Source organism: Citrobacter sp. RHB25-C09, from assembly GCF_013836145.1.
Classification (GTDB): domain Bacteria; phylum Pseudomonadota; class Gammaproteobacteria; order Enterobacterales; family Enterobacteriaceae; genus Citrobacter_A.
This window is the reverse complement of sequence record NZ_CP057483.1, coordinates 369,917-394,080: the sequence shown is the minus strand read 5'-3', so window position 1 is coordinate 394,080 and position 24,164 is coordinate 369,917. Positions and strand designations below refer to the sequence as shown.

At 53.0% G+C, this 24,164-nt stretch carries 26 protein-coding genes and 1 pseudogene; 14 read left to right on the top strand and 13 right to left on the bottom strand.

The genetic code is table 11. The features are described from left to right. The first annotated feature begins 161 nt into the window (after positions 1–161). Positions 162–380, top strand: coding sequence for a protein SlyX (locus HVY19_RS01775; protein WP_181682729.1), 219 nt, complete (start codon positions 162–164; stop codon positions 378–380). Between the two features lie 117 nt (positions 381–497). Here HVY19_RS01775 and slyD read toward each other — a convergent pair whose 3' ends face one another. From slyD to kefG, 4 genes are all read right to left on the bottom strand, one after another. After that, positions 498–1,085, bottom strand: a complete 588-nt coding sequence (gene slyD, locus HVY19_RS01770; RefSeq protein WP_181682728.1) for a peptidylprolyl isomerase — start codon at positions 1,083–1,085, stop codon at positions 498–500. 94 nt (positions 1,086–1,179) lie between these two features. Then, positions 1,180–1,380: a YheV family putative zinc ribbon protein gene (locus HVY19_RS01765; RefSeq protein WP_181682727.1), complete on the bottom strand. Its 201-nt coding sequence runs from the start codon at positions 1,378–1,380 to the stop codon at positions 1,180–1,182. A 9-nt stretch (positions 1,381–1,389) separates the two neighbouring features. Beyond that, positions 1,390–3,195 (bottom strand): glutathione-regulated potassium-efflux system protein KefB, encoded by a 1,806-nt coding sequence (kefB, locus tag HVY19_RS01760; RefSeq protein WP_181682726.1) that lies wholly within the window; start codon positions 3,193–3,195, stop codon positions 1,390–1,392. Then, positions 3,195–3,746, bottom strand: a complete 552-nt coding sequence (gene kefG, locus HVY19_RS01755; protein WP_181682725.1) for a glutathione-regulated potassium-efflux system ancillary protein KefG — start codon at positions 3,744–3,746, stop codon at positions 3,195–3,197. The genes kefB and kefG overlap by 1 nt, the downstream gene beginning before the upstream one ends. Before the next feature lie 136 nt (positions 3,747–3,882). Between kefG and HVY19_RS01750 the strand changes: the two genes are divergently transcribed. Next, the gene (locus HVY19_RS01750; protein WP_181682724.1) at positions 3,883–5,784 is read left to right on the top strand and encodes an ABC transporter ATP-binding protein; all 1,902 of its coding nucleotides are present in this window, start codon (positions 3,883–3,885) and stop codon (positions 5,782–5,784) included. Here HVY19_RS01750 and HVY19_RS01745 read toward each other — a convergent pair. Continuing rightward, positions 5,761–5,979 carry a hypothetical protein gene (locus tag HVY19_RS01745; protein WP_181682723.1) on the bottom strand — a complete coding sequence of 73 codons (219 nt, stop codon included), beginning with the start codon at positions 5,977–5,979 and terminating at the stop codon, positions 5,761–5,763. The genes HVY19_RS01750 and HVY19_RS01745 overlap by 24 nt on opposite strands. Positions 5,980–6,165: 186 nt before the next feature. Between HVY19_RS01745 and HVY19_RS01740 the strand changes: the two are divergent. Continuing rightward, positions 6,166–6,647 (top strand): annotated as a pseudogene (locus HVY19_RS01740) (Hcp family type VI secretion system effector). Between the two features lie 23 nt (positions 6,648–6,670). Here the strand turns inward: HVY19_RS01740 and HVY19_RS01735 are convergent. Next, positions 6,671–6,988: a DUF1493 family protein gene (locus HVY19_RS01735; protein WP_181682722.1), complete on the bottom strand. Its 318-nt coding sequence runs from the start codon at positions 6,986–6,988 to the stop codon at positions 6,671–6,673. Then, complete coding sequence (locus HVY19_RS01730; RefSeq protein ID WP_181682721.1) at positions 6,988–7,440, bottom strand: STM2901 family protein; 453 nt, start codon at positions 7,438–7,440, stop codon at positions 6,988–6,990. Before HVY19_RS01730 ends, HVY19_RS01735 begins: the two co-directional genes overlap by 1 nt. Before the next feature lie 228 nt (positions 7,441–7,668). Here HVY19_RS01730 and HVY19_RS01725 point away from each other — a divergent pair, with 228 nt between their 5' ends. The 3 genes from HVY19_RS01725 to HVY19_RS01715 are packed head-to-tail and all read left to right on the top strand — an operon-like array spanning position 7,669 to position 9,828. Next, positions 7,669–8,685: a hydrolase gene (locus HVY19_RS01725; protein WP_181682720.1), complete on the top strand. Its 1,017-nt coding sequence runs from the start codon at positions 7,669–7,671 to the stop codon at positions 8,683–8,685. Positions 8,686–8,687: 2 nt separating this feature from the next. Continuing rightward, a complete protein-coding gene (locus HVY19_RS01720) occupies positions 8,688–8,906 on the top strand; it encodes a YheU family protein (RefSeq protein WP_181682719.1) in 219 nt (72 codons plus the stop codon). Between the two features lie 52 nt (positions 8,907–8,958). Then, a complete protein-coding gene (locus tag HVY19_RS01715; RefSeq protein ID WP_181682718.1) occupies positions 8,959–9,828 on the top strand; it encodes a phosphoribulokinase in 870 nt (289 codons plus the stop codon). Between the two features lie 95 nt (positions 9,829–9,923). On the opposite strand, the gene HVY19_RS01710 is transcribed toward HVY19_RS01715, so the two are convergent. Next, positions 9,924–10,328 carry an OsmC family protein gene (locus tag HVY19_RS01710; protein WP_181682717.1) on the bottom strand — a complete coding sequence of 135 codons (405 nt, stop codon included), beginning with the start codon at positions 10,326–10,328 and terminating at the stop codon, positions 9,924–9,926. Positions 10,329–10,634: 306 nt separating this feature from the next. Here HVY19_RS01710 and crp point away from each other — a divergent pair, with 306 nt between their 5' ends. Next, the gene (gene crp / locus HVY19_RS01705; protein WP_000242758.1) at positions 10,635–11,267 is read left to right on the top strand and encodes a cAMP-activated global transcriptional regulator CRP; all 633 of its coding nucleotides are present in this window, start codon (positions 10,635–10,637) and stop codon (positions 11,265–11,267) included. A 51-nt stretch (positions 11,268–11,318) separates the two neighbouring features. Beyond that, positions 11,319–13,406, top strand: a complete 2,088-nt coding sequence (locus HVY19_RS01700; RefSeq protein WP_181682716.1) for a YccS/YhfK family putative transporter — start codon at positions 11,319–11,321, stop codon at positions 13,404–13,406. An 18-nt stretch (positions 13,407–13,424) separates the two neighbouring features. Here the strand turns inward: HVY19_RS01700 and HVY19_RS01695 are convergent, their stop codons facing one another. The 5 genes from HVY19_RS01695 to ppiA form a co-directional block, all read right to left on the bottom strand. Beyond that, on the bottom strand, positions 13,425–14,645 hold the full coding sequence (locus HVY19_RS01695; RefSeq protein WP_181682715.1) for an aspartate aminotransferase family protein: 1,221 nt from the start codon (positions 14,643–14,645) through the stop codon (positions 13,425–13,427). Positions 14,646–14,730: 85 nt separating this feature from the next. Then, a complete protein-coding gene (pabA, locus tag HVY19_RS01690; RefSeq protein ID WP_181682714.1) occupies positions 14,731–15,294 on the bottom strand; it encodes an aminodeoxychorismate synthase component 2 in 564 nt (187 codons plus the stop codon). Between the two features lie 31 nt (positions 15,295–15,325). Beyond that, complete coding sequence (locus tag HVY19_RS01685) at positions 15,326–15,928, bottom strand: putative adenosine monophosphate-protein transferase Fic (protein ID WP_181682713.1); 603 nt, start codon at positions 15,926–15,928, stop codon at positions 15,326–15,328. After that, positions 15,918–16,085 (bottom strand): YhfG family protein, encoded by a 168-nt coding sequence (locus HVY19_RS01680; RefSeq protein ID WP_181682712.1) that lies wholly within the window; start codon positions 16,083–16,085, stop codon positions 15,918–15,920. Before HVY19_RS01680 ends, HVY19_RS01685 begins: the two co-directional genes overlap by 11 nt. A gap of 108 nt (positions 16,086–16,193) precedes the next feature. Further along, positions 16,194–16,766 carry a peptidylprolyl isomerase A gene (gene ppiA, locus HVY19_RS01675; RefSeq protein WP_181682711.1) on the bottom strand — a complete coding sequence of 191 codons (573 nt, stop codon included), beginning with the start codon at positions 16,764–16,766 and terminating at the stop codon, positions 16,194–16,196. Positions 16,767–17,058: 292 nt separating this feature from the next. Here ppiA and tsgA point away from each other — a divergent pair, with 292 nt between their 5' ends. The 6 genes from tsgA (at position 17,059) to HVY19_RS01645 (ending at position 24,161) form a co-directional block, all read left to right on the top strand. Beyond that, positions 17,059–18,240, top strand: a complete 1,182-nt coding sequence (tsgA, locus tag HVY19_RS01670; RefSeq protein WP_181682710.1) for an MFS transporter TsgA — start codon at positions 17,059–17,061, stop codon at positions 18,238–18,240. A gap of 261 nt (positions 18,241–18,501) precedes the next feature. After that, complete coding sequence (gene nirB, locus HVY19_RS01665; protein WP_181682709.1) at positions 18,502–21,045, top strand: NADPH-nitrite reductase large subunit; 2,544 nt, start codon at positions 18,502–18,504, stop codon at positions 21,043–21,045. Then, positions 21,042–21,368: a nitrite reductase small subunit NirD gene (gene nirD / locus HVY19_RS01660; protein ID WP_181682708.1), complete on the top strand. Its 327-nt coding sequence runs from the start codon at positions 21,042–21,044 to the stop codon at positions 21,366–21,368. Before nirB ends, nirD begins: the two co-directional genes overlap by 4 nt. Before the next feature lie 178 nt (positions 21,369–21,546). Continuing rightward, positions 21,547–22,356, top strand: coding sequence for a nitrite transporter NirC (gene nirC / locus HVY19_RS01655; RefSeq protein WP_181682707.1), 810 nt, complete (start codon positions 21,547–21,549; stop codon positions 22,354–22,356). An 11-nt stretch (positions 22,357–22,367) separates the two neighbouring features. Then, positions 22,368–23,741: a siroheme synthase CysG gene (cysG, locus tag HVY19_RS01650; RefSeq protein ID WP_181682706.1), complete on the top strand. Its 1,374-nt coding sequence runs from the start codon at positions 22,368–22,370 to the stop codon at positions 23,739–23,741. 252 nt (positions 23,742–23,993) lie between these two features. Then, positions 23,994–24,161 carry a YhfL family protein gene (locus tag HVY19_RS01645; protein WP_042286337.1) on the top strand — a complete coding sequence of 56 codons (168 nt, stop codon included), beginning with the start codon at positions 23,994–23,996 and terminating at the stop codon, positions 24,159–24,161. The last annotated feature ends 3 nt before the right edge of the window (positions 24,162–24,164 follow it).

Here is a 24,164-nt window from a genome sequence, read left to right as displayed (position 1 = left end):
AAAGCGTTGTTGAACAAATCAACATACGGACATGCCTTATTATCACTTCTTTTGAGACTCTTTTTGTTTAAATTAGTTTCCAGGAGAATGAATCAAGGCTGCGTAACCCAAAGGAATTCAGTAGAATCCGCCGCAATCAGAGATAATCAATGAGGTGAATCATGCAGGATAAAACGATGGAAGCCCGACTGGCAGAGCTGGAAAGCCGTCTGGCTTTTCAGGAAGTCACCATTGAAGAACTCAACGTGACGGTAACCGCTCACGAACTGGAAATGGCCAAACTGCGCGATCATTTGCGTTTGCTGACGGAGAAACTCAAAGCCAGCCAACCGTCTCACCTTGCATCTCAGGCTGAAGAGACACCGCCCCCGCATTATTGAGACGTAAAAAAAGCGGGTTATTACCCGCTTTTTGATCCTTGTTACCGGATGGCGACGTAAACGTCTTATCCAGCCTACGGTAGGCCTGATAAGCGCAGCGCCCTCAGGCATTAAGGCTTAATGGCAGCCGCAACCGCCATTACCACCACAACCACCTTTGCCGTGCTCATGACCATGGTCATGGCCGTGGCCGCCGCAGCAACCTTCGTGATCGTGGTCATGATCGTGGTCGTGACCGTGTGCGCCGTGAACGTGGCCATGAGCCAGTTCTTCTTCAGTGGCTTCACGAATCGCAACGACTTCAACGTTGAACTTCAGATTCTGGCCAGCCAGCATGTGGTTACCGTCAACCACAACGTGATCGTCTTCCACTTCGGTAATTTCTACCGGTACTGGACCCTGGTCAGTTTCAGCCAGGAAGCGCATGCCAACCTGCAGTTCGTCAACGCCCATGAACACGTCTTTAGGAACGCGCTGCACCAGGTTTTCGTCGTACTGGCCGTAAGCGTCGTTCGCGCCGACAGCAACGTCAAATTTGTCGCCAACATCGTGACCTTCCAGCGCTGTTTCCAGGCCAGAGATCAGGGAACCGTGACCATGCAGGTAGTCCAGCGGCGCACTCACCGGAGACTCATCAACCAACACACCGTCTTCTGTACGTACCTGATAGGCCAGGCTGACCACCAGGTCTTTTGCTACTTTCATGATATCTCCTGAGCGTGGGAAAATTGCTGGCGCAGATTGTAGCGGAAATCTGCACCTGTGTACCCCTTAGCTTAAAAAATCTCAGCGCATATCGCTAGTCTGGATGAAAGATCCCGATCATTTGCTCATCTTTGCGCACATGATCGCGCACTTCTTTATCCGCTTCGCGCATCTGGTGACCGCACTTAACGCATTCAACAATATCAATATTATTCTCGCGCCACATCGCCAGCGAATCCTGCGCCTGACAGGATGGACATTTTGCGCCTGCAATAAAACGTTTACGCATTGCCATACCTAACCTCTATTCGAATTCATCCCAGCCGTCTAACTGGCGTCGCTCTTTCTGCATCTCGCGCTGGAAAATCTCCTCCAGCTCACGTCTGGCCTCTCTGGCGCGAGAAATTTGTACCGTGTCGGCATGCATCGGAATAAGTTCCCTTAACATCCGCATATCCAGCCGCCGAAAGTGTAGCTGCGCCCGCTGAGCCTGATGAGGATGCATGCCCAATGACACCAACGTTTTCCGCCCCAGCTCCAGCGCGCTTGAGAACGTTTCACGGGTAAACTGCGTCACACCAGATTGTAGTAACTCATGAGCCTCTACACGTCCGCGCGCTCGCGCAAGGATATGTAAATGCGGAAAATGCTGTTGGCAAATCTCCACCAGCTTCATCGTATCTTCTGGCTCATTACAGGTAATAACAATGGATTCCGCCGCGTCTGCGCCCGCTGACCGCAAAAGTTCCACCTGCGTCGCATCACCGTAATACACCTTGTAGCCATATTTTCGCATCAGATTCACGGCGCTGATATCCCGCTCAAGCACGGTAATGCGCATCTTATTTGCCATCAGCAAACGCCCGATCACCTGACCAAAACGGCCAAATCCCACCACGATAACCTGCGGCTTGTCATCATCAACCCATGGCTTTTCATCTTCTTCATCAGGGCCATTCAGTTGACGAGAAAGCCATTTATCGATGAGCTTCATCAACCCAGGCGTGGTCATCATCGATAGCGTCACCGTAACCAGCAGCAGCGCCATCTGATCGCCCTGAAAAAGCCGCTGCGAGGACGCCGTGGAAAACAGCACGAAAGCGAACTCACCGCCCTGGCTAAGCACCCCCGCAAACTGCATTCTTTCAGAACTGCGCAGGCCGTATATGCGTGCCAGCAGATAAAGCACCAATGTTTTAACTGCCACCAGCACCAGCACACTGGCCGCCACCCACAGCAAATGGGTATACAGAACGCCAAGGTTGAGCGACATCCCTACAGAAATAAAAAACAGACCGAGCAGTAAACCTTTGAAGGGATCGATTGCCGTTTCCAGCTCATGCCGATATTCGCTTTCCGCCAGCAGTACGCCTGCAATAAAAGTGCCCAGCGCCATCGACAGTCCGAGCGCATCCATAAACAGCGCGGAACCCAGCACCAATAACAGCGTAGCGGCGGTAAACACCTCGCGGACACCGGAAGCGGCAATAAAGCGAAATACCGGACGCAGCAGATAACGCCCGCCGACCAGCATGCCTGCGAAGGCCAGCACCTTCATGCCGATTTTCATCCAGTCGAAGTGTTCGTCAGCCGAACCGGCTAACAGCGGGACCAGCGCCAGCGCCGGGATCACCGCCAGATCCTGGAATAGCAGCACCGAAAAGCCAAGCTGGCCGGACTCGCTTCGGTTCATGCCCTTCTCGCGCATCAGTTGTAACGCCATCGCGGTAGAAGACATCGCGAGGCCAATTCCGCCCACCACCGCCGCCTGCCACGAAAAATCAGTCAATATCAACAGTCCGGCTAACAGCGCGGCACTGAGGAGCACCTGTGCCGCTCCCACGCCAAAGATGGAGCGCCGAAGTTGCCAGAGCTTCAACGGATTCAGCTCCAGCCCAATGATAAACATCAGGAATACCACGCCCAACTCGGAGAAATGGAGAATTTCATCCACGTCGCTAATAAAGCCCAGTCCCCACGGGCCAATCGCAATACCCGCCAACAAATAGCCCAGCACAGCGCCAATCCCCAGCTTTGAGGCCAGCGGCACCGCTGCCACTGCCGCAAAGAGAAACAGCACTCCCGCTGTCAGTAAATCGGAACCTTCCATCAGCGACCTCCCACGGGAATCGGATTAGCCAACCAGTCGCCATACGCTTTTGCATGGCTTGCCAACTCCTGTGCGCTTTGTCGTCTGGCCCAATAAATAATGATGGGACTCATCCAGTGCATCCGGCACATTCCCGCCGTCAGCTCGAAGGGGCGCAGGACGTCACTCATGGGATAACGGTTCAGGGAGTCATAGCGGTAGGCACTCTCGGGTTCACCGGTGGTGATCACGCTCCGCCAATACTTTCCCGCGAGCTGATTTCCTCCCTGCCCACTGGCAAAGCCACGATTCAGTACGCGGTCAAACCACTCCTTGAGCAGCGATGGACAGCTATAGGTATACAATGGATGTTGAAACACAATCACGTCATTCTCACGCAGCAGCGCCTGCTCATGCGGGATATCAATAAAAAAATCAGGATAGTGCGCGTAGAGATCGTGCACCGTAACGTTGCTAAGCTGCATGGCCGGTTTAAGCAGTACCCGGTTCGCCACCGAGTCCTGAGATTCCGGATGGGCAAACAGCAGCAGAACCTTCGCTGGCTGAGACATCTTCCCCCTCCCGGTATTGTTTCTGTTTTGTGTAAAGTCGTTGTTTTGGGCTACCATGGCGCCCCAGTGCGGCAGAATGCCCACTTACTACATTACCATAATGATAAATTAACATAGTCTGAACATACGGCGCCTTATGATTGTTTTCTCCTCGTTACAAATTCGTCGCGGCGTGCGCGTCTTGCTGGACAATGCCACAGCCACCATTAATCCGGGCCAGAAGGTCGGTCTGGTCGGCAAGAACGGCTGCGGAAAGTCTACCCTGCTGGCGTTACTGAAAAATGAAATCAGTGCCGATGCGGGCGGTTTTACCTTTCCCGGAAGTTGGCAACTGGCATGGGTGAATCAGGAAACGCCTGCTCTTCCCCAGCCTGCGCTGGAATACGTGATTGACGGTGACCGCGAATATCGTCAACTGGAAGCTCAGTTGCATGACGCCAACGAACGTAACGACGGACACGCCATCGCCACCGTCCACGGCAAGCTGGATGCCATCGACGCCTGGACCGTGCGCTCCCGTGCTGCCAGCCTGTTGCACGGCCTCGGTTTTAGTAACGAACAACTGGAGCGTCCGGTCAGCGACTTCTCCGGCGGCTGGCGTATGCGTCTCAACCTTGCACAGGCGCTGATTTGCCGTTCAGACTTGTTACTGCTTGATGAACCCACCAACCACCTCGATCTTGATGCGGTCATCTGGCTGGAAAAATGGCTGAAGAGCTATCAGGGCACGCTGATTCTGATCTCTCACGACCGTGACTTCCTCGACCCGGTGGTGGACAAAATTATTCATATCGAACAGCAGACAATGTTCGAATACACCGGCAACTACAGCGCGTTTGAAATTCAGCGTGCCACTCGTCTTGCCCAGCAGCAGGCGATGTACGAAAGCCAACAGGAGCGCGTGGCGCACCTGCAAAGCTATATTGACCGTTTCCGCGCCAAGGCCACCAAAGCCAAACAGGCACAGAGCCGTATCAAAATGTTAGAGCGCATGGAGCTGATTGCCCCGGCGCACGTGGATAACCCGTTCCACTTCAGTTTCCGCGCCCCAGAAAGTCTGCCGAACCCGCTGCTGAAGATGGAGAAAGTGAGCGCCGGTTATGGCGAACGCATCATCCTGGACTCAATCAAGCTGAACCTGGTGCCCGGCTCTCGCATTGGCCTGTTGGGGCGTAACGGTGCCGGTAAATCGACGCTCATCAAACTGCTGGCGGGGGAACTCGCGCCAATCAGCGGTGAAATCGGCCTCGCGAAAGGCATTAAGCTCGGTTACTTCGCGCAACATCAGCTTGAATATTTACGCGCTGACGAATCGCCATTGCAGCATCTGGCGCGACTGGCGCCGCAGGAGCTGGAGCAGAAGCTGCGCGACTATCTCGGCGGTTTCGGCTTCCAGGGCGATAAAGTCACGGAAGAGACGCGACGTTTCTCCGGCGGTGAAAAAGCGCGTCTGGTGCTGGCGCTCATCGTCTGGCAGCGCCCGAACCTGCTCTTGCTCGACGAACCGACCAACCACCTTGACCTCGACATGCGCCAGGCGCTGACCGAAGCGCTGATTGAATTCGAAGGCGCACTGGTTGTGGTTTCGCACGATCGACATTTATTACGTTCCACCACCGACGATCTCTATCTGGTTCACGATCGCAAGGTCGAACCGTTCGATGGCGATCTCGAAGATTATCAGCAGTGGCTGAGTGATGTGCAGAAGCAGGAAAACCAGCCTGACGACGCGCCAAAAGATAACGCTAACAGCGCCCAGGCGCGTAAAGATCAGAAGCGGCGGGAAGCAGAACTGCGCACCCAAACCCAGCCGTTGCGCAAAGAGATTGCTCGTCTGGAAAAAGAGATGGAGAAGCTCAATGCGCAACTGGCACAGGCGGAAGAAAAACTGGGCGACAGTGAACTGTACGATCAGAGCCGTAAAGCAGAACTGACGGCGTGTCTGCAACAGCAAGCCAGTGCGAAATCTGGACTGGAAGAGTGCGAAATGGCCTGGCTGGAAGCGCAGGAGAAGTTAGAGCAGATGCTGGCCGATTAGTCGTGATTGCCCGGTGGTGCTAGTGCTTACCGGGCCTACGAACGACTGCCTGTAGGCCGGATAAGACGAAGCCGCCAGCCGATGGCGAAAAACGTCGAAGTGCTCGCGGTTTACCATATTCCCGTTGAAGAAACGAGTCATCAGCCCCTCCTTCACCTGCTCATACGCCCAGCTTTGTTCATCCACCTGCTTCATTCCTCGTCACGCACAGCAGACCACGGGCATACTCCGTCAGCACCTGCCAGTTGTCCCAGGTATCAGGCACAAAATGGGGAAGTAAAGCTCAGCCCATTAACACGTATAGTTCATCTTGTAAATAATTGCCCTGATATTATCCACAATATAATCAAGGTTATCTTAAAAAATCGGATGGAGGCACGCATGGCTATACCCGCTTACTTATGGCTCAAGGACGACGGTGGTGCTTTGATTAAAGGCGGTTCGGATGTTAAGGATCGCGAATACAGTATCGAAGTGAAAGGATTTCACCATAACCTCATGATCCCAACAGATAACGCAACGGGTAAAGTGACCGGAACGCGTATGCATTCGCCGTTGCTCATCATTAAAGAATTCGACTACTCAAGCCCCTATTTGTATAAAGCCGTGGCAACTGGACAGAATTTGGCTTCTGCGGAGATAAATGGTTTCGCATAAATGATGCTGGCATGGAAGCTGAATACTTCAATATGATGCTTGAGGGAGTTCGTATCGTCTCAATTTCCCCGTCAATGGTGCCAGGTGATAATCCTAACGAAAACCATATGGAAACCGTCGAAATGCGCTATGAAAAAATTACATGGAAGCATAATGACGGAAACATCATTTTTACCGATTCATGGAATGACCGTCAGACAGCATAGATTATATAAGGGGTTGGTCGCCCCTAATCATACAGCCAACGACCGACCTTCGCCGACTCAATAATCATTGCCAGTGTCAATGTCTTAAACTGGCGTTCGCGCCACGCTTTTTTGAGACGAAACTGCCACCAATACAACTCAGGCATAAAATAATTATCTAAATTGAAATTACTGGCGTCAATTCCATAACGGGTGAACAAGTCAAGGAGCATATCCTCCAGATCTTCCGGGACCAGGTTAAAATGTTCCTGGAATGTCCATTCTTTCTTCGCGGGACGCTTACAATCGCTGTAATTCTCAGTGACATAATGTAAAAATTCTTTCTCATCAGGTAGTAACATTAAAAATACATCCAGGCAATCCGATCATTCGGTCGGGCTATAAGATTGAATTTCTGTTTTGTCTCTCTGGCAACGATGGCAAAAACAATGACGGCCTGCGAATAGCCAAAATACGGAACGGCTCGACCCACTGCTGTTCCAATCTTGTTCGTATGCCTTGATTTCCCAATACCAATAGTCGTTTCCACCCTCATTCCTCCCGGGAAACGAGCATCCTTAAAAATTCTACGAGCAAGCTTTGATGCTATGCTGGTCCTGGAGCCGGATGCCCCCAGCACCTTCCGTTTTGGCACTAAAGGTTGCCCCGCCAGAATGGTTGCCGCTGTCTCGACAGATATTCCGGTATGATTCGCCAGACTTTCAGCAAAAATCAGCCAGAATAGCTCTTGCGGTGTGACATTCGCATTACCATGATAGAAATATGTGCCACCCAGTTCTTCTACGGTATCCATTCCTGAACCCTGTAAGTAATTTGCACTAAATTAACCCCATGATAAGAATAAGGATAATTAAGAAACGATTTTTCAGACAATATAAACCCACTGAAATCAAGGATGCGTATAACATAAGTGTTCTCTTAACATCATTCGCAAATTTCACGGTTGTGATACATATTGGCTAACCCGCGAGAGTTCCGCGCGGTATAGTGGTCCATTAAGATTATTACTTGCTCTGGTGCTATGGTTGAAATCACCCCAACAGAAATGACCCCGACCACTGAGGATTCGCGCGATTTCCGCCCGATGCGTGGTATCAGTAACCGCCATTTGCAGACCATGCTGCCGCGCCTGTTCCGTCGGAAGGTGAAGTTCGAGGCCCACTGGCAGCGTCTGGAATTACCCGACGGCGACTTTGTCGATCTGGCCTGGAGCGAAGATCCACAGCAGGCGAAGCACAAACCGCGCCTGGTGGTATTTCATGGCCTTGAAGGCAGCCTGAACAGCCCTTATGCGCACGGGCTTATTGAAGCGGCAAAAAATCGCGGCTGGCTTGGGGTGGTGATGCACTTTCGCGGCTGTAGCGGCGAACCGAATCGCCTGAATCGTATTTATCATTCTGGTGAAACAGAAGACGGCTCCTGGTTCTTAGGCTGGTTGCAAAGAGAGTTCGGTAAGGTTCCTACCGCTGCCGTTGGCTATTCTCTCGGCGGCAATATGCTGGCATGCCTGCTGGCAAAAGAGGGGAGTAACATCCCGTTGGATGCCGCCGTGATCGTCTCCGCCCCCTTTGTTCTGGAAGCGTGCAGTTATCATATGGACAAAGGCTTTTCCCGCGTTTATCAGCGCTATCTGCTTAACCTGTTGAAGGCCAACGCGTCGCGTAAACTGGCGGCCTATCCAGGCTCGCTGCCGGTAAGTCTGGCACAGTTAAAATCCTTGCGCCGTATCCGCGAATTTGACGATCTCATCACCGCCAAAATCCACGGATTCGCCGATGCTATTGACTACTATCGTCAATGTAGCGCCATGCCATTGCTCAGTGAGATCGCCATTCCGACGCTCATTATCCATGCTAAGGACGATCCGTTTATGGACCACCACGTAATCCCAAAAGCGGAAGATTTACCGTCACAGGTGGAATATCAACTTACCAAGCATGGCGGTCACGTTGGGTTTATTAGCGGCACGTTGCGTCGGCCTGAGATGTGGCTGGAGTCGCGCATTCCCGAGTGGCTGACACCATACCTGGAGGAATAACCATGCAGATCCCCTGGCAAGACCTCTCCCCCGAAACGCTGGAAAATCTGATAGAAAGCTTTGTGTTGCGCGAAGGCACCGACTATGGTGAACATGAACGTACCCTTGAGCAAAAAGTCGCCGACGTCAAACGCCAACTCCAGTGCGGAGAAGCGGTACTGGTATGGTCTGAACTGCACGAAACGGTCAATATTATGCCGCGAAAACAGTTCCGCGAATAACTCGCCCCGTCGGCGGACGACACTATAATTACAACGAATTCATGGAGTTGTTATGTCTGCCAAACATCCGGTGATTGCAGTAACAGGATCCAGTGGCGCGGGGACCACCACCACCAGCCTCGCGTTTCGTAAAATTTTTGCCCAGTTAAATCTGCGCGCAGCCGAGGTGGAAGGCGACAGTTTTCATCGCTATACCCGTCCGGAGATGGACATGGCGATCCGCAAGGCGCGAGACGCCGGGCGGCATATCAGCTATTTTGGTCCCGAAGCCAACGACTTTGGCCTACTGGAACAAACCTTTATTGAATACGGGCAGACGGGCAAAGGCCAGTCGCGCAAGTACCTGCACACCTACGACGAAGCTGTACCGTGGAATCAGGTGCCGGGTACGTTTACCCCCTGGCAGCCTCTGCCGGAGCCCACAGATGTGCTGTTCTATGAAGGGCTACACGGCGGCGTAGTGACGCCACAGCACGAAGTCGCAAGTCATGTGGATCTGCTGGTGGGCGTAGTGCCCATCGTTAACCTGGAGTGGATCCAAAAATTAATCCGCGACACGGGTGAACGCGGTCATTCCCGCGAAGCAGTGATGGACTCCGTGGTCCGGTCCATGGATGACTATATCAATTACATCACCCCACAGTTTTCCCGCACGCATATTAACTTCCAGCGCGTCCCTACGGTAGATACTTCCAACCCGTTCGCGGCGAGAGGTATTCCGTCACTGGATGAAAGCTTTGTCGTGATTCATTTTCGTAATCTTGAGGGGATCGATTTCCCCTGGCTGTTGGCGATGCTGCAGGGCTCATTCATTTCGCATATCAATACATTAGTGGTGCCGGGCGGCAAGATGGGGCTGGCAATGGAACTGATTATGCTGCCGCTGGTACAGCGACTGATGGAAGGCAAAAAAATCGAGTAAAGTGAGGTTTGCCGGATGGCGGCTACGCCTTATCCGGCCTACAAAACGACGCCTGCTGTAGGCCTGATAAGCGCAGCGCCATCAGGCACTGACCATTACGCCGCAATCACTTCATACGAATGGGTAATGTTGACGGCTTTTTCCAGCATCAGCGCCACAGAACAATACTTCTCCGCAGAGAGATCCACCGCACGTGCGACGGCGGCATCTTTCAGCTCATTGCCGGTCACAATAAAGTGCAGATTAATATGGGTGAACAGGCGTGGTGCTTCTTCACGACGTTCAGACGTCAGTTTGACTTCACAGTTGGTCACATCCTGACGGCCTTTCTGCAGGATAGAAACGACATCAATCGCGCTACATCCCCCCGCCGCCATCAGCACCATTTCCATCGGACTGGGGGCTTTGTCACCTGAATTACCGTCCATCAAAATCTGGTGCCCGGAAGCGGACTCCCCAAGGAAGGTTAAACCCTCAACCCATTTAACACGCGCTTGCATAATTTTTAACTCCAGTGCGTTAATTTTCCTTACAGATTACGCGCACATAACAATTCTCGCAACGGAAGGCGACCTGCGTCATGCTGAAGCGAGACACCAGGAGACACACGGCTAAAGCTATGCTAAAACAGTCAGGATGCTACAGTAATATATTGACGTACCACATGTATGCAGAGGACATCAATTTACAGGCTGAAGTTCGTTTTTGTCGGCCTCTTCCCAGGATTCGGGAAGCATTTTTTTGCAAACCCAGAGCAGCGACTTTTTCTGACTCTGGAGACAGCTTATAACAGAGGATAATCGCGCATGGTGCTTGGCAAACCGCAAACAGACCCGACTCTCGAATGGTTCTTGTCTCATTGCCACATTCATAAGTACCCGTCGAAGAGCACGCTGATTCACCAGGGTGAAAAAGCGGAAACGTTGTACTACATCGTTAAAGGCTCAGTGGCTGTGTTGATTAAAGATGAGGAAGGGAAAGAAATGATCCTTTCTTATCTGAATCAGGGTGATTTTATTGGCGAATTGGGCCTGTTTGAAGAAGGCCAGGAACGTAGCGCATGGGTACGTGCTAAAACAGCATGTGAAGTGGCTGAGATTTCCTACAAAAAATTCCGCCAGTTGATTCAGGTAAACCCGGATATTCTGATGCGCCTGTCTTCTCAGATGGCTCGTCGTCTGCAAGTTACATCTGAAAAAGTCGGTAACCTGGCTTTCCTCGACGTAACCGGTCGTATCGCCCAGACTCTGCTGAACCTGGCGAAACAACCAGATGCGATGACTCACCCGGATGGCATGCAGATCAAAATCACTCGCCAGGAGATTGGTCAAATCGTTGGCTGCTCTCGTGAAACCGTTGGTCGTATCCTGAAAATGCTGGAAGATCAGAATCTGATCTCCGCACACGGTAAGACTATCGTCGTTTACGGTACACGTTAATTCCGTCGAAACGGTGCGTTACTGTGTAGCGCGCCGTTTTTTGTTTTACCCATGTGGCGCAGACTGATTTATCACCCGGAGATCAACTACGCACTACGCCAAACGTTGGTGTTGTGTTTACCTGTGGGCATCGGGCTGTTCATTGGTCAGTTACATCTGGGCTTACTCTTTGCTCTCGTCCCCGCCTGCTGCAATATCGCCGGGCTCGACACTCCACATAAGCGCTTCTTCAAACGTCTGATCATTGGCGCATCGCTGTTTGCCGGATGCAGTCTGGTGATGCAACTGCTGTTGTTTCAGGACGTCCCCCTGCCGTTGATCCTGACCGGGCTAACGCTGACTCTCGGCGTCACGGCAGAGTTAAGCGCGCTCCACGCCAGGCTGCTTCCGGCGTCGCTGATCGCCGCGATTTTCACGCTGAGTCTGGCCGGGAATATGCCGGTCTGGGAACCACTGCTCATCTATGCCCTGGGCACCTTATGGTACGGATTGTTCAACTGGTTCTGGCTCTGGCTATGGCGTGAACAACCCCTACGTGAGTCGCTTAGCCTGCTATACCGTGAACTCGCCGATTATTGTGAAGCGAAATACAGCATGCTGACACAGCATACCGATCCGGAAAAAGCCCTGCCGCCGCTGCTGGCCCGGCAACAGAAAGCCGTCGATCTGATTACCCAGTGCTATCAGCAAATGCATATGCTTTCCGCGCATCGCAATAATGACTACAAGCGAATGCTGCGCGCATTTCAGGAAGCACTTGATCTGCAGGAGCATATCTCGGTCAGTCTGCATCAGCCGGAGGAGGTACAGAAGCTGGTCGAACGCAGCCATGCGGAACAGGTCATCCGCTGGAACGCGCAGGTTATCGCAGCCCGTCTGCGGGTGTTAGCCGATGATATTCTTTATCACCGTCTGCCAACGCGATTTTCCATGGAAAAGCAGCTTGGTGCTCTTGAGAAAATCGCTAATCAACATCCTGACAATCCGGTGGGACAGTTCTGTTACTGGCACTTTAGCCGTATCGCCAGGGTGCTGCGCACCCAACGCCCGCTGTATCCCCGCGATCTCATGGCCGATAAGCAGCGGCGTCTACCGCTGCTGCCCGCATTGAAAAACTACCTTTCGTTGAAATCGCCGGCGTTGCGTAATGCCGGGCGCATCAGCGTAATGTTAAGCGTTGCCAGCCTGATGGGAACCGCGCTGCATCTGCCGAAACCCTACTGGATACTGATGACGGTGTTGTTTGTTACCCAAAACGGTTACGGGGCAACGCGTGTACGTATTCTGCACCGCTGCGCTGGGACGCTGGTGGGGCTGATCGTAGCCGGCGCCACGCTGCACTTTCATATTCCGGAGGGGTATACGCTGTTGTTGATGCTGCTCATTACCCTGGTGAGTTATCTGACGATCCGCAAAAATTACGGCTGGGCAACGGTTGGGTTTACGGTGACGGCAGTATATACCCTGCAACTGCTGACGCTGGATGGCGAGCAGTTCATCATTCCTCGCTTTGTCGATACGATTATTGGCTGTCTGATCGCGTTTGGCGGCACCGTCTGGCTGTGGCCACAATGGCAGAGCGGCCTGCTGCGCAAAAATGCCCACGATGCGCTTGAGGCCGACCAGGAGGCCATTCGCCTGATCCTGAGTGACGATCCGCAGGCCACACCGCTGGCGTATCAGCGGATGCGAGTCAATCAGGCGCACAATACGCTATTTAACTCGCTGAACCAGGCCATGCAGGAGCCGGGCTTTAACAAACACTATCTGGACGATATGAAGCTATGGGTTACGCACAGCCAGTTTATCGTCGAGCACATTAATGCCATGACGACGCTGGCGCGCGAGCACACGATGCTGACTCCAGACCTGGCGAAGCGGTATCTGCAATCGTGTGAAATCGCGCTACAGCGCTGTCAGCAGAGGCTGGAGTATGACGGGCCGGGTAGTTCGGGAGATGTGAATATTCTGGAAGCACCGGAGATGCCGCCCCACGGCTCGTTAAGCACCCTGGAACAGCATCTACAACGGATTCTGGGACATCTGAACACCATGCACACAATATCCTCAGTGGCCTGGCGTCAACGCCCACATCATGGGATCTGGCTCAGTCGTCGACTACGGGATATGAAAAGTTAACGCAACGCCTTATCCGGCCTACAAACCTAAGACCTTCGCCACCGCCTGGGCAAAACGCGCCATCCCTTCATCGATATCCGCGTCATCCACCACCAGCGACGGAGCGAAACGCATCACATCCGGTCCAGCGTTAAGAACCATTACGCCCGCATCGGCTGCGGCATAGAGGAAATCACGCGCCCGACCTTTAAACTGCGGCTTCAACTCTGCACCAATCAGCAGGCCCATACCGCGAATATCGCTGAACACGTCATAATGTGCATCGATATCCTGTAAATGCTGGACGAATCTTTGCCGCTTCGCCACAACACCGTTCAGTACGTCCGCCGTATTGATAATATCAAATGCCGCCTCTGCCACCGCACAGGCCAGCGGATTACCGCCATACGTGGAGCCATGTGAACCGACGTGAAACGCCGAGGCAATGTCCTGCGTGGTCAGCACGGCACTAACCGGGAAGCCCCCGCCCAGCGCTTTGGCACTGGTGAGAATGTCCGGCGTTACGCCATAGTGCATATAGGCAAAGAGATCGCCAGTACGCCCCATCCCGCTTTGTACTTCATCAAACACCAGCAGCGCCTGATGCTGATTGCAGAGTTCGCGCAATCCTTGCAGGAATTCCGGCGTGGCGGCAAGCACACCGCCTTCTCCCTGCACCGGTTCAACCACCACCGCGCAGGTATGGTCATCCATCACCGCTTTCACTGCATGCAGGTCGTTGAATGGCACGTGTACAATATCCGCCGGTTTGGGTCCAAAGCCGTCCGAATACTTTGGCTGACCGCCCACGCTTACAGTAAACAACGAGCGACCATGGAAGGCGTTATGGAAGGCAATGATTTTTGTTTTGAATGGGCTGTGACGCACGCAGGCGTAATGACGCGCCAGCTTAAAGGCCGTTTCGTTCGCTTCGGTACCGGAGTTCATAAATAGCACGCGCTCGGCAAACGTGGCATCAATGATCTTTCGGCCCAGGCGCAGCGCCGGTTCGTTGGTGAAAACATTGCTGGTATGCCAGAGCGTTTCCCCCTGGGTTTTCAGCGCATCCACCAGCGCCGGATGGCAGTGCCCCAGCGCGGTTACGGCAATCCCCCCGGCGAAATCAATGTAATCTTTACCTTGCTGATCCCAGACCCGACTGCCCTTACCTTTCACCGGAATAAAATCTGCCGGTGCATAAACTGGCAGAATGACTTCATCGAAAGTTGCGCGAGTTACTGCCGTTTGTTCAGTTGCCATCTTATGATCATCCAGTTACGCATACATGAATGTGAAATTATAATCACAAAATATGCATAAAAAATCACTCAATAGCAACCATAAATCAGCGATTGAGGAAATTTGCCAGCAGTTGATGTCCCTGCTCACTGAGAATACTTTCCGGATGGAATTGCACGCCTTCCAGATCCCACTCTTTGTGGCGAATTCCCATAATTTCCTGCGTTTCGCTCCAGGCGGTGACCACTAAGTCGTCAGGAAGCGTCGCGGGGTCGATAATCAGCGAATGGTAGCGGGTGACGGTTAATGGATTGGCTAATCCCTGAAATACGCCCTGTCCGCGGTGGGTAATCGGTGATGTCTTTCCGTGCATAACACGCGCGGCACGAACAATGGTAGCCCCGAATGCCTGCGCCATCGCCTGATGCCCCAGACAGACACCGAGAATGGGCACTCGCCCGGCGTAGTGACGAATCACCGCCAGCGAAATACCAGCCTCGTCCGGCGTGCAAGGGCCGGGAGAGATTACGATTTTTGCTGGGTTCAGCGCATCGATTTGCGCCAGCGTCAGCTCGTCATTACGCTTAACCACGACCTCCGCACCCAGTTCGCAAAAGTACTGGTAGAGATTCCAGGTAAATGAATCGTAGTTGTCGATAAGCAGGATCATAGCGGCTCCGGAACCAAAGAACCGCGCTATTCTACTCAGTTTCCTCGGCTTCGCTTACCCCTTTACGAAATATCGCCTGTAATGCACTCAGATCCCCCATCGCCCCTTCCTGATTCGCCCGGTTCCAGTCATCTACGAGGATATCGCGCCAGTTCAGGAGATAACCAGCGTGGAGCGCCAACTGTTCGAAAAAGATCCGCTGCGCCATTCCACTGCCGAGGCGAAACGGGTGCAGCATATTAATTTCACAGTAGTAGTGCGCAAGGCGATCGACAAACTGAGGCTTCGGCAAGCCAACCAGATACTCCTCTTCTTCCAAATCCTGCATCAGAGCGTTGCCCTCTTTTTCGATATAAGCGAAGTGGCAGAATGGCGTATCTCCCTGATAAATATCCACTTCACGCAGTCGCCCCGCCCAGTCAAAGACGTCCTGGTAAAGTTGACGGTGGATAGCACACAGGTGGGGTAATCCCCGCTTTAGTGGGCCAAGTTCAATGGTTGCCGCACGCAGTGCCGTCAGTTCCCAGGCAGCCTGCGTCAGGCGCTCCAACTGGCGAATGCCCAATCGGTTACGCATAACGTTTAACCCCGGGTACAAATACGGATCGCGATCGTCGCCAATTTTATCGCTCATAGTGCCTCCGGAGTTCATCAAGACGCGCCAGCGCCTCTTCGGCACTCAACGTTACTAGCGGGCTATCGACCCCCTCAAGAAGGCGGCTGGCCTGAAAATTCGCGTTTCGCTGCTGTTCCCAGAGAAGGGATTTTTGCCTGTCGGTGAGTTTTTTCACTTTACGCCTCCCTGATTGATCCGTGTTTGCCACAAGTATAAGCAGCAAAACGCGGTTATGCAGGGAAGGTAAAACTGCGCGGACGAGAGGCGCCCGCGCGGGAAAGGGTTAGGGCAGAACTTTAGCGGAAAGGATAACTACCGGTTTTGAAGGAACATTCTGGTAAGGTCCAACGTCTTTTGTCGGAACCTGAGAGATTTTATCGGCAACGTCCATGCCTTTCACAACTTTACCAAATACGGCGTACCCGAAGTCGCGCTGACCGTGATCGAGGAACGCATTATCAGCCACGTTGATAAAGAACTGGCTGGTCGCACTGTCTTTGTCCGCTGTGCGGGCCATCGCGATGGTGCCGCGCGTGTTGCGCAGACCGTTATCCGCTTCGTTTTTAATTGGCGGATTCGGTTTCTTCTGCTGCATCTGCTCGGTGAAGCCGCCACCCTGAACCATAAAGCCCGGAATCACACGGTGAAACGTCGTGTTGTTGTAGAACCCACTGTTCACGTAATCGACAAAGTTTTTCACCGAAACGGGCGCTTTTTGGCTATTTAGTTCCAGTTCAATATTACCCGCAGAGGTGGTCAGCAGAATGTGCGGATCCCCTTTAGCTGCCAGCGCTGCGGGAGAGATAGCAGAAAGGGCGAAAACAGCTGCGACTGCCGCCAGAGTCGATTTGAGCATGAGATTTCCTTTACGAATGCAGTAACAAAAGCAAGTGAGATGATTCTAAAGAGCCTTCAGGAACAAGGCCATCCCTTTACCTAATTTTACCTGCCAGAAACATCTGTATCTTTTAAGACCTGATTTAACATGTGATATAGATCACACTAAAAAATGTAACACCACCAGAAATTACCAATAAACATTTAAATACATCACTAAAACGCCTAATATCTGCCCACTCTCCGCGCAGTAACGCGCTTTTCATTCTCATACACAGACGCATTCAAATGTGTTTCAAAACAGGCCAGTCATGACTAACAGCAATCGCATCAAGCTCACATGGATCAGCTTTCTCTCCTACGCACTTACCGGTGCGCTGGTAATCGTCACCGGGATGGTGATGGGAAACATCGCAGAATACTTTCAGTTGCCCGTTTCCAGTATGAGTAACACATTTACCTTCCTGAACGCCGGGATTTTGATCTCTATTTTCCTTAACGCCTGGCTGATGGAAATCGTCCCACTGAAAACCCAACTACGCTTTGGCTTTATCCTGATGGTGCTGGCGGTAGCCGGCCTGATGTTCAGCCATAGCCTGGCGCTCTTTTCCGCCGCAATGTTTGTGCTGGGGCTGGTCAGTGGGATCACCATGTCGATTGGTACCTTTCTGGTGACGCAGATGTATGAGGGACGCCAGCGCGGCTCGCGCCTGCTGTTTACCGACTCCTTCTTCAGCATGGCCGGAATGATCTTCCCGATGATCGCCGCATTCCTGCTGGCGCGCAGCATCGAATGGTACTGGGTCTATGCCTGCATTGGACTGGTCTATTTCGCCATTTTCCTGCTGACCTTTGGCTGTGAATTTCCGGCACTGGGCAAACATGCGCAGTCAACCGATGCGCCAGTGGTAAAAGAAAAATGGGGTATCGGCGTACTGTTCCTGTCCGTTGCTGCGCTGTGTTACATCCTGGGTCAACTGGGCTTTATCTCCTGGGTACCGGAGTACGCAAAGGGTCTGGGCATGAGTCTGAACGATGCCGGAACGCTGGTAAGCAATTTCTGGATGTCGTACATGTTCGGCATGTGGGCGTTTAGCTTCATTCTGCGTTTCTTTGATTTGCAACGAATTCTGACCGTACTGGCAGGTCTGGCAAGCGTTCTCATGTACCTGTTCATCACCGGCACGCCCGATCATATGCCATGGTTTATTCTGGCGCTGGGCTTCTTCTCCAGCGCCATCTATACCACCATTATCACCCTGGGTTCCCAGCAGACCAAAGTGGCCTCACCAAAACTGGTTAACTTTGTGCTGACCTGCGGCACCATCGGCACCATGCTGACCTTCGTGGTGACCGGCCCTATCGTCGCGCACAGCGGCCCGCAGGCGGCGCTGCTTACCGCGAACGGTCTGTATGCTGTCGTTTTCGTGATGTGCTTTATCCTTGGTTTTGTCACCCGTCATCGCCAGCATGAGGTGCCAGCGGCACAGTAATTTGCCTTGCCCGGTGGCGCAAGCTTTCCGGGCCTCCCCCCCCCTTCTCCTGCCGGCCAGCTTTTTTTCTCTAAAAACCCCACATTTTGTATGTTATTTATACAATCGCGAAAAGTCTGATATTTCCGTGACTTAATAAAATACTGACAAATCAGTAATATACCTCTTAAGGAGTATATAAAGGGGAAATTGATTTGTATCAATAAGTGGGGGTGCTGAATCGTTAAGGTAGGCGGTAATAGAAAAGAAATCGAGGCAAAAATGAGCAAAGTCAGACTCGCTATTATCGGTAATGGTATGGTCGGCCATCGCTTTATTGAGGACCTGCTTGATAAATCCGACGCTGCCAATTTTGACATTACCGTCTTTTGTGAAGAACCCCGTAAGGCATACGATCGTGTTCACCTGTCATCCTACTTCTCACACCATACCGCTGAAGAACTCTCTTTAGTGCGTGAAGGTTTTTACGAGAAGCATGGCGTTAAGGTACTGGTCGGCGAACGCGCTATTACCATTAACCGTCAGGAAAAGGTGATTCACTCCAGCGCAGGTCGTACGGTTTACTACGACAAACTGATCATGGCGACCGGTTCCTATCCGTGGATCCCACCCATTAAAGGTTCTGAAACCCAGGACTGCTTTGTTTACCGCACCATTGAAGACCTCAACGCCATCGAGTCCTGCGCGCGTCGCAGCAAACGTGGCGCGGTTGTTGGCGGCGGTCTGTTAGGGCTGGAAGCTGCTGGCGCGCTGAAAAACCTTGGTGTTGAAACGCACGTCATTGAATTCGCCCCGATGCTGATGGCAGAACAGCTGGATCAGATGGGCGGCGAGCAGTTGCGTCGCAAAATTGAAAGCATGGGCGTGCGCGTGCATACCAGCAAGAACACCAAAGAGATCGTTCAGCAGGGCACCGAAGCGCGTAAAACCATGCGTTTTGCCGACGGCAGCGAACTGGAAGTTGACTTCATCGTCTTCTCTACCGGCATTCGCCCACGTGACAAACTGGCTACCCAGTGCGGTCTGGACGTTGCTCCGCGCGGCGGGATCGTGATTAACGACGCTTGCCAGACCTCTGACCCGGATATCTACGCCATCGGGGAATGCGCGAGCTGGAACAACCGTGTTTACGGCCTGGTCGCACCGGGCTACAAAATGGCGCAGGTCGCCGTTGACCATATCCTTGAAAATGAAAATGCCTTTGAAGGCGCGGATCTGAGCGCCAAGCTGAAGCTGCTGGGCGTTGACGTCGGCGGGATCGGCGACGCGCATGGTCGTACACCGGGCGCGCGCAGCTACGTTTACCTCGACGAAAGCAAAGAAGTCTACAAGCGCCTGATCGTGAGTGAAGATAACAAAACGCTGCTCGGGGCGGTGTTGGTCGGGGATACCAGCGATTTCGGCAACCTGCAGCAACTGGTGCTGAACGCCATCGAGCTGCCGGAAAACCCGGACGCCCTGATCCTGCCTGCTCACGCTGGCAGCGGTAAACCGTCTATCGGCGTAGATAAGCTGCCGGACAGTGCGCAGATCTGCTCCTGCTTCGACGTCACCAAAGGTATGCTGGTTGCCGCAATCAACAAAGGCTGCCACACCGTTGCCGCACTAAAAGCCGAAACCAAAGCCGGTACCGGCTGCGGCGGCTGTATTCCGCTGGTCACCCAGGTGCTGAACGCTGAACTGGCGAAACAGGGCATCGAGGTGAACAACAACCTGTGCGAGCACTTCGCATATTCGCGTCAGGAACTGTTCCATCTTATCCGCGTGGAAGGCATTAAAACCTTCGAAGAACTGCTGGCGAAGCACGGTAAAGGCTACGGTTGTGAAGTCTGTAAACCGACCGTCGGTTCCCTGCTGGCCTCCTGCTGGAATGAATACATCCTCAAGCCGCAGCACACACTGCTACAGGATACCAACGATAACTTCCTCGCGAACATCCAGAAGGACGGGACTTACTCCGTTATTCCACGTTCTGCCGGGGGTGAAATCACCCCGGAAGGGCTGGTGGCGGTAGGACGCATCGCCCGTGAATTTAACCTGTACACCAAAATCACCGGTTCCCAGCGTATCGGTCTGTTCGGTGCGCAGAAAGACGATCTACCGGAGATCTGGCGGCAGCTGATTGAAGCAGGCTTTGAAACCGGTCATGCGTATGCCAAGGCACTGCGTATGGCGAAAACCTGCGTAGGCAGCACCTGGTGTCGCTACGGCGTGGGTGACAGCGTAGGCTTCGGCGTTGAGCTGGAAAACCGATACAAAGGTATTCGCACCCCGCACAAAATGAAGTTCGGCGTCTCTGGTTGTACCCGCGAGTGTGCTGAAGCCCAGGGCAAAGATGTGGGGATTATCGCCACCGAAAAAGGCTGGAATCTGTACGTGTGCGGTAACGGCGGGATGAAACCACGCCATGCAGATTTGCTGGCGGCAGATATCGACCGTGAAACGCTGCTCAAGTATCTCGACCGCTTTATGATGTTCTACATCCGCACGGCAGACAAACTGACCCGTACCGCCCCCTGGTTAGATAACCTGGAAGGGGGTATTGAGTATCTGAGATCCGTCATCATCGACGACAAGCTGGGTCTGAACGACCATCTGGAAGAAGAGATGGCGCGTCTACGTGAAGCGGTGATCTGTGAGTGGACAGAAACCGTCAACACACCGTCTGCGCAGGTTCGCTTCAGGCACTTCATCAACAGCGACAAACGCGATCCAAACGTTCAGGTCGTACCTGAACGCGAACAGCATCGCCCGGCTACGCCGTACGAACGCATCCCGGTCACTCTGGTGGAGGAAAACGCATGAGCCAGTGGAAAGACATCTGCAAAATTGATGACATCCTGCCTGGAACCGGCGTCTGCGCGCTGTTAGGTGAGGATCAGGTCGCTATCTTCCGTCCGTATCATAGCGACCAGGTGTTTGCGATCAGCAACATCGACCCGTTCTTTGAATCCAGCGTGCTGTCCCGTGGGCTGATTGCTGAACATCAGGGCGACCTGTGGGTTGCCAGTCCGCTGAAAAAGCAGCGCTTCCGCCTGAGCGACGGCCTGTGCATGGAAGATGAAAGCCATTCCGTGGCGCACTACGAAGCTCGCGTAAAGGACGGCATCGTTCAACTGCACGGGTAATGATTTTTGGGAGGCGCAATGCCTCCCTTTTGAGCACTTATTTTTTTGTAGGCCCGGTAAGCGCAGCGTCACTGGGCGATGGCGAAAGCCGGTTGCCGGATGACGGCATAAATGCCATATCCGGCCTACGTTTTGAGCCTGCGCGTTATTTCAATTTTTTAATTTAATGGGTAATCACATGTTTACAGACACTATTAATAAATGTGCGGCTAATGCTGCGCGCATCGCTCGCCTGTCAGCAAATAACCCGCTGGGTTTCTGGGTCAGTTCGGCCATGGCCGGCGCTTATGTCGGTCTCGGTATTATCCTGATATTCACCCTCGGCAACCTGCTTGACCCGTCCGTGCGTCCGCTGGTGATGGGCGCGACCTTTGGTATCGCCTTAACGCTGGTCATTATCGCTGGATCTGAGCTGTTTACCGGGCACACCATGTTCCTGACGCTCGGCGTGAAGGCTGGCACCATCAGCCACGGACAGATGTGGGCTATTCTGCCGCAAACCTGGCTGGGTAACCTGGTCGGCTCGGTTTTTGTGGCGCTGATGTACAGTTGGGGTGGCGGCAGCCTGCTGCCGGTCGATACCAGCATTGTCCACTCTGTCGCGCTGGCAAAAACCTCCGCGCCTGCGATGGTGCTGTTCTTTAAAGGCGCACTGTGCAACTGGCTGGTATGTCTGGCAATCTGGATGGCAATCCGTACCGAAGGCGCAGCTAAGTTCATCGCCATCTGGTGGTGTCTGCTGGCCTTTATCGCCTCCGGCTACGAACACTCTATCGCCAATATGACGCTGTTTGCCCTCTCCTGGTTTGGTCATCACAGCGAAGCCTATACCCTGGCGGGTATTGGTCATAACCTGCTGTGGGTTACGCTGGGGAATACTTTGTCCGGCGTCGTATTCATGGGATTAGGTTATTGGTATGCTACGCCAAAAGCGGAGCGTCCGGCTCCGGCAAAAACTCAGCATTCTGAGGCTGTAGCCAATAATTAAGGGGTAATGTCGTGGATCATTTGCCTATATTTTGTCAACTTCGCGATCGCGACTGTTTGATTGTCGGCGGGGGGGATGTCGCAGAGCGTAAAGCGCGACTGCTGCTGGAAGCCGGTGCTCGTTTAACGGTCAATGCGCTGGCGTTTATTCCGCAGTTTACGGTATGGGCAAATGAAGGCATGCTGACGCTGGCAGAAGGGCCGTTTGATGAGGCCCTCCTCGACAACTGCTGGCTGGCCATTGCTGCTACTGACGACGACGCGGTTAACCAACGCGTCAGCGATGCCGCAGAAGCACGTCGCATCTTCTGTAACGTCGTTGATGCGCCAAAAGCCGCGAGCTTCATCATGCCATCGATTATTGACCGCTCGCCGTTAATGGTGGCGGTTTCCTCCGGCGGCACCTCACCGGTGCTCGCCCGTCTGCTGCGAGAAAAGCTCGAATCTCTGCTGCCCCAACATCTCGGACAAGTCGCACGTTACGCCGGGCAATTACGCTCCCGCGTGAAGCAACAGTTTGTGACCATGAGTGAGCGCCGCCGCTTCTGGGAGAAATTCTTCGTCAATGACCGCCTGGCGCAGTCTCTGGCGAACGCTGATCAGAAAGCCGTTGAGGAAGTCACCACTCAGATGCTCAGTGAACCGTTGGATCATCGCGGTGAAGTGGTGCTGGTTGGCGCAGGGCCTGGCGACGCCGGACTCCTGACGCTGAAAGGGCTACAGCAGATCCAACAGGCTGACGTCGTGGTTTACGACCGCCTGGTGTCAGACGACATTATGAATCTTGTGCGTCGTGATGCGGACCGCGTATTTGTTGGCAAACGCGCGGGCTATCACTGCGTGCCGCAAGAAGAAATTAACCAGATCCTGCTGCGCGAAGCGCAAAAAGGTAAACGCGTGGTGCGTCTGAAAGGCGGCGACCCGTTTATCTTTGGTCGCGGCGGTGAAGAGCTGGAAACCTTGTGCCACGCAGGTATTCCTTTCTCCGTCGTGCCGGGGATTACCGCTGCGTCCGGCTGCTCCGCCTACTCCGGTATTCCGCTCACCCATCGCGACTACGCGCAAAGCGTGCGCCTGGTCACCGGGCACCTGAAAACCGGTGGCGAGTTAGACTGGGAAAACCTGGCGGCAGAAAAACAAACTCTGGTGTTCTATATGGGGTTGAACCAGGCCGCTACCATCCAGCAAAAGCTGATTGAATTTGGTATGCAGGCCGATATGCCAGTCGCGCTGGTAGAAAACGGCACCGCGGTAAAACAGCGGGTTGTGAAAGGTGAACTCTCACAATTAGGCGAACTGGCGACGCAGGTGGAAAGCCCGGCGCTAATCATTGTAGGCCGCGTGGTAGCCTTACGTGAAAAACTAAACTGGTTCTCCAATCATTAATTCCTGCCTATTGATAAGGCCAGCATTGTCTGGCCTTTATTATTTCTCCCACACAATAAAAATAGACATCCGGATCCATACATCCCGCTAAGTGACTAATTATAAAAAATTAATCACCAACACCCTTGCCCTCAGGCTATTCCCTTGCTGACGCGATATCTATATTAGGCTATCGTCGAATTCGAATAGCAAATATATATTCGCTCATTCAATTGTTAGCTAAAAAATATATTTTTTACATAGGGAATGTAAATGAACAAGTTTATTAAAATGGCACTGGTTGGTGCGGCGCTGGCAACGCTGACAGCGTGTACAGGTCACGTTGAAAACCGTAATAAGACCTGCTCTTATGACTACCTGCTGCACCCGGCCATTTCCATCTCCAAAATTATTGGCGGTTGCGGCCCGACCGCAGAGTAATCA

Excerpts from the sequence above, each read along its gene's own strand:
- kefB (WP_181682726.1), bottom strand. The coding sequence starts at position 3,195 with ATGGAAGGTTCCGATTTACTGACAGCGGGAGTGCTGTTTCTCTTTGCG.
- HVY19_RS01745 (WP_181682723.1), bottom strand. The coding sequence starts at position 5,979 with ATGAAGCAGGTGGATGAACAAAGCTGGGCGTATGAGCAGGTGAAGGAG.
- crp (WP_000242758.1), top strand. The coding sequence starts at position 10,635 with ATGGTGCTTGGCAAACCGCAAACAGACCCGACTCTCGAATGGTTCTTG.
- nirB (WP_181682709.1), top strand. The coding sequence starts at position 18,502 with ATGAGCAAAGTCAGACTCGCTATTATCGGTAATGGTATGGTCGGCCAT.
- HVY19_RS01715 (WP_181682718.1), top strand. The coding sequence starts at position 8,959 with ATGTCTGCCAAACATCCGGTGATTGCAGTAACAGGATCCAGTGGCGCG.
- HVY19_RS01720 (WP_181682719.1), top strand. The coding sequence starts at position 8,688 with ATGCAGATCCCCTGGCAAGACCTCTCCCCCGAAACGCTGGAAAATCTG.
- HVY19_RS01735 (WP_181682722.1), bottom strand. The coding sequence starts at position 6,988 with ATGTTACTACCTGATGAGAAAGAATTTTTACATTATGTCACTGAGAAT.
- HVY19_RS01710 (WP_181682717.1), bottom strand. The coding sequence starts at position 10,328 with ATGCAAGCGCGTGTTAAATGGGTTGAGGGTTTAACCTTCCTTGGGGAG.
- HVY19_RS01645 (WP_042286337.1), top strand. The coding sequence starts at position 23,994 with ATGAACAAGTTTATTAAAATGGCACTGGTTGGTGCGGCGCTGGCAACG.
- HVY19_RS01730 (WP_181682721.1), bottom strand. The coding sequence starts at position 7,440 with ATGGATACCGTAGAAGAACTGGGTGGCACATATTTCTATCATGGTAAT.
- slyD (WP_181682728.1), bottom strand. The coding sequence starts at position 1,085 with ATGAAAGTAGCAAAAGACCTGGTGGTCAGCCTGGCCTATCAGGTACGT.
- HVY19_RS01765 (WP_181682727.1), bottom strand. The coding sequence starts at position 1,380 with ATGGCAATGCGTAAACGTTTTATTGCAGGCGCAAAATGTCCATCCTGT.
- pabA (WP_181682714.1), bottom strand. The coding sequence starts at position 15,294 with ATGATCCTGCTTATCGACAACTACGATTCATTTACCTGGAATCTCTAC.
- HVY19_RS01725 (WP_181682720.1), top strand. The coding sequence starts at position 7,669 with ATGGTTGAAATCACCCCAACAGAAATGACCCCGACCACTGAGGATTCG.
- nirD (WP_181682708.1), top strand. The coding sequence starts at position 21,042 with ATGAGCCAGTGGAAAGACATCTGCAAAATTGATGACATCCTGCCTGGA.
- nirC (WP_181682707.1), top strand. The coding sequence starts at position 21,547 with ATGTTTACAGACACTATTAATAAATGTGCGGCTAATGCTGCGCGCATC.
- HVY19_RS01775 (WP_181682729.1), top strand. The coding sequence starts at position 162 with ATGCAGGATAAAACGATGGAAGCCCGACTGGCAGAGCTGGAAAGCCGT.
- tsgA (WP_181682710.1), top strand. The coding sequence starts at position 17,059 with ATGACTAACAGCAATCGCATCAAGCTCACATGGATCAGCTTTCTCTCC.
- HVY19_RS01685 (WP_181682713.1), bottom strand. The coding sequence starts at position 15,928 with ATGAGCGATAAAATTGGCGACGATCGCGATCCGTATTTGTACCCGGGG.
- HVY19_RS01700 (WP_181682716.1), top strand. The coding sequence starts at position 11,319 with ATGTGGCGCAGACTGATTTATCACCCGGAGATCAACTACGCACTACGC.
- HVY19_RS01695 (WP_181682715.1), bottom strand. The coding sequence starts at position 14,645 with ATGGCAACTGAACAAACGGCAGTAACTCGCGCAACTTTCGATGAAGTC.
- HVY19_RS01750 (WP_181682724.1), top strand. The coding sequence starts at position 3,883 with ATGATTGTTTTCTCCTCGTTACAAATTCGTCGCGGCGTGCGCGTCTTG.
- ppiA (WP_181682711.1), bottom strand. The coding sequence starts at position 16,766 with ATGCTCAAATCGACTCTGGCGGCAGTCGCAGCTGTTTTCGCCCTTTCT.
- kefG (WP_181682725.1), bottom strand. The coding sequence starts at position 3,746 with ATGTCTCAGCCAGCGAAGGTTCTGCTGCTGTTTGCCCATCCGGAATCT.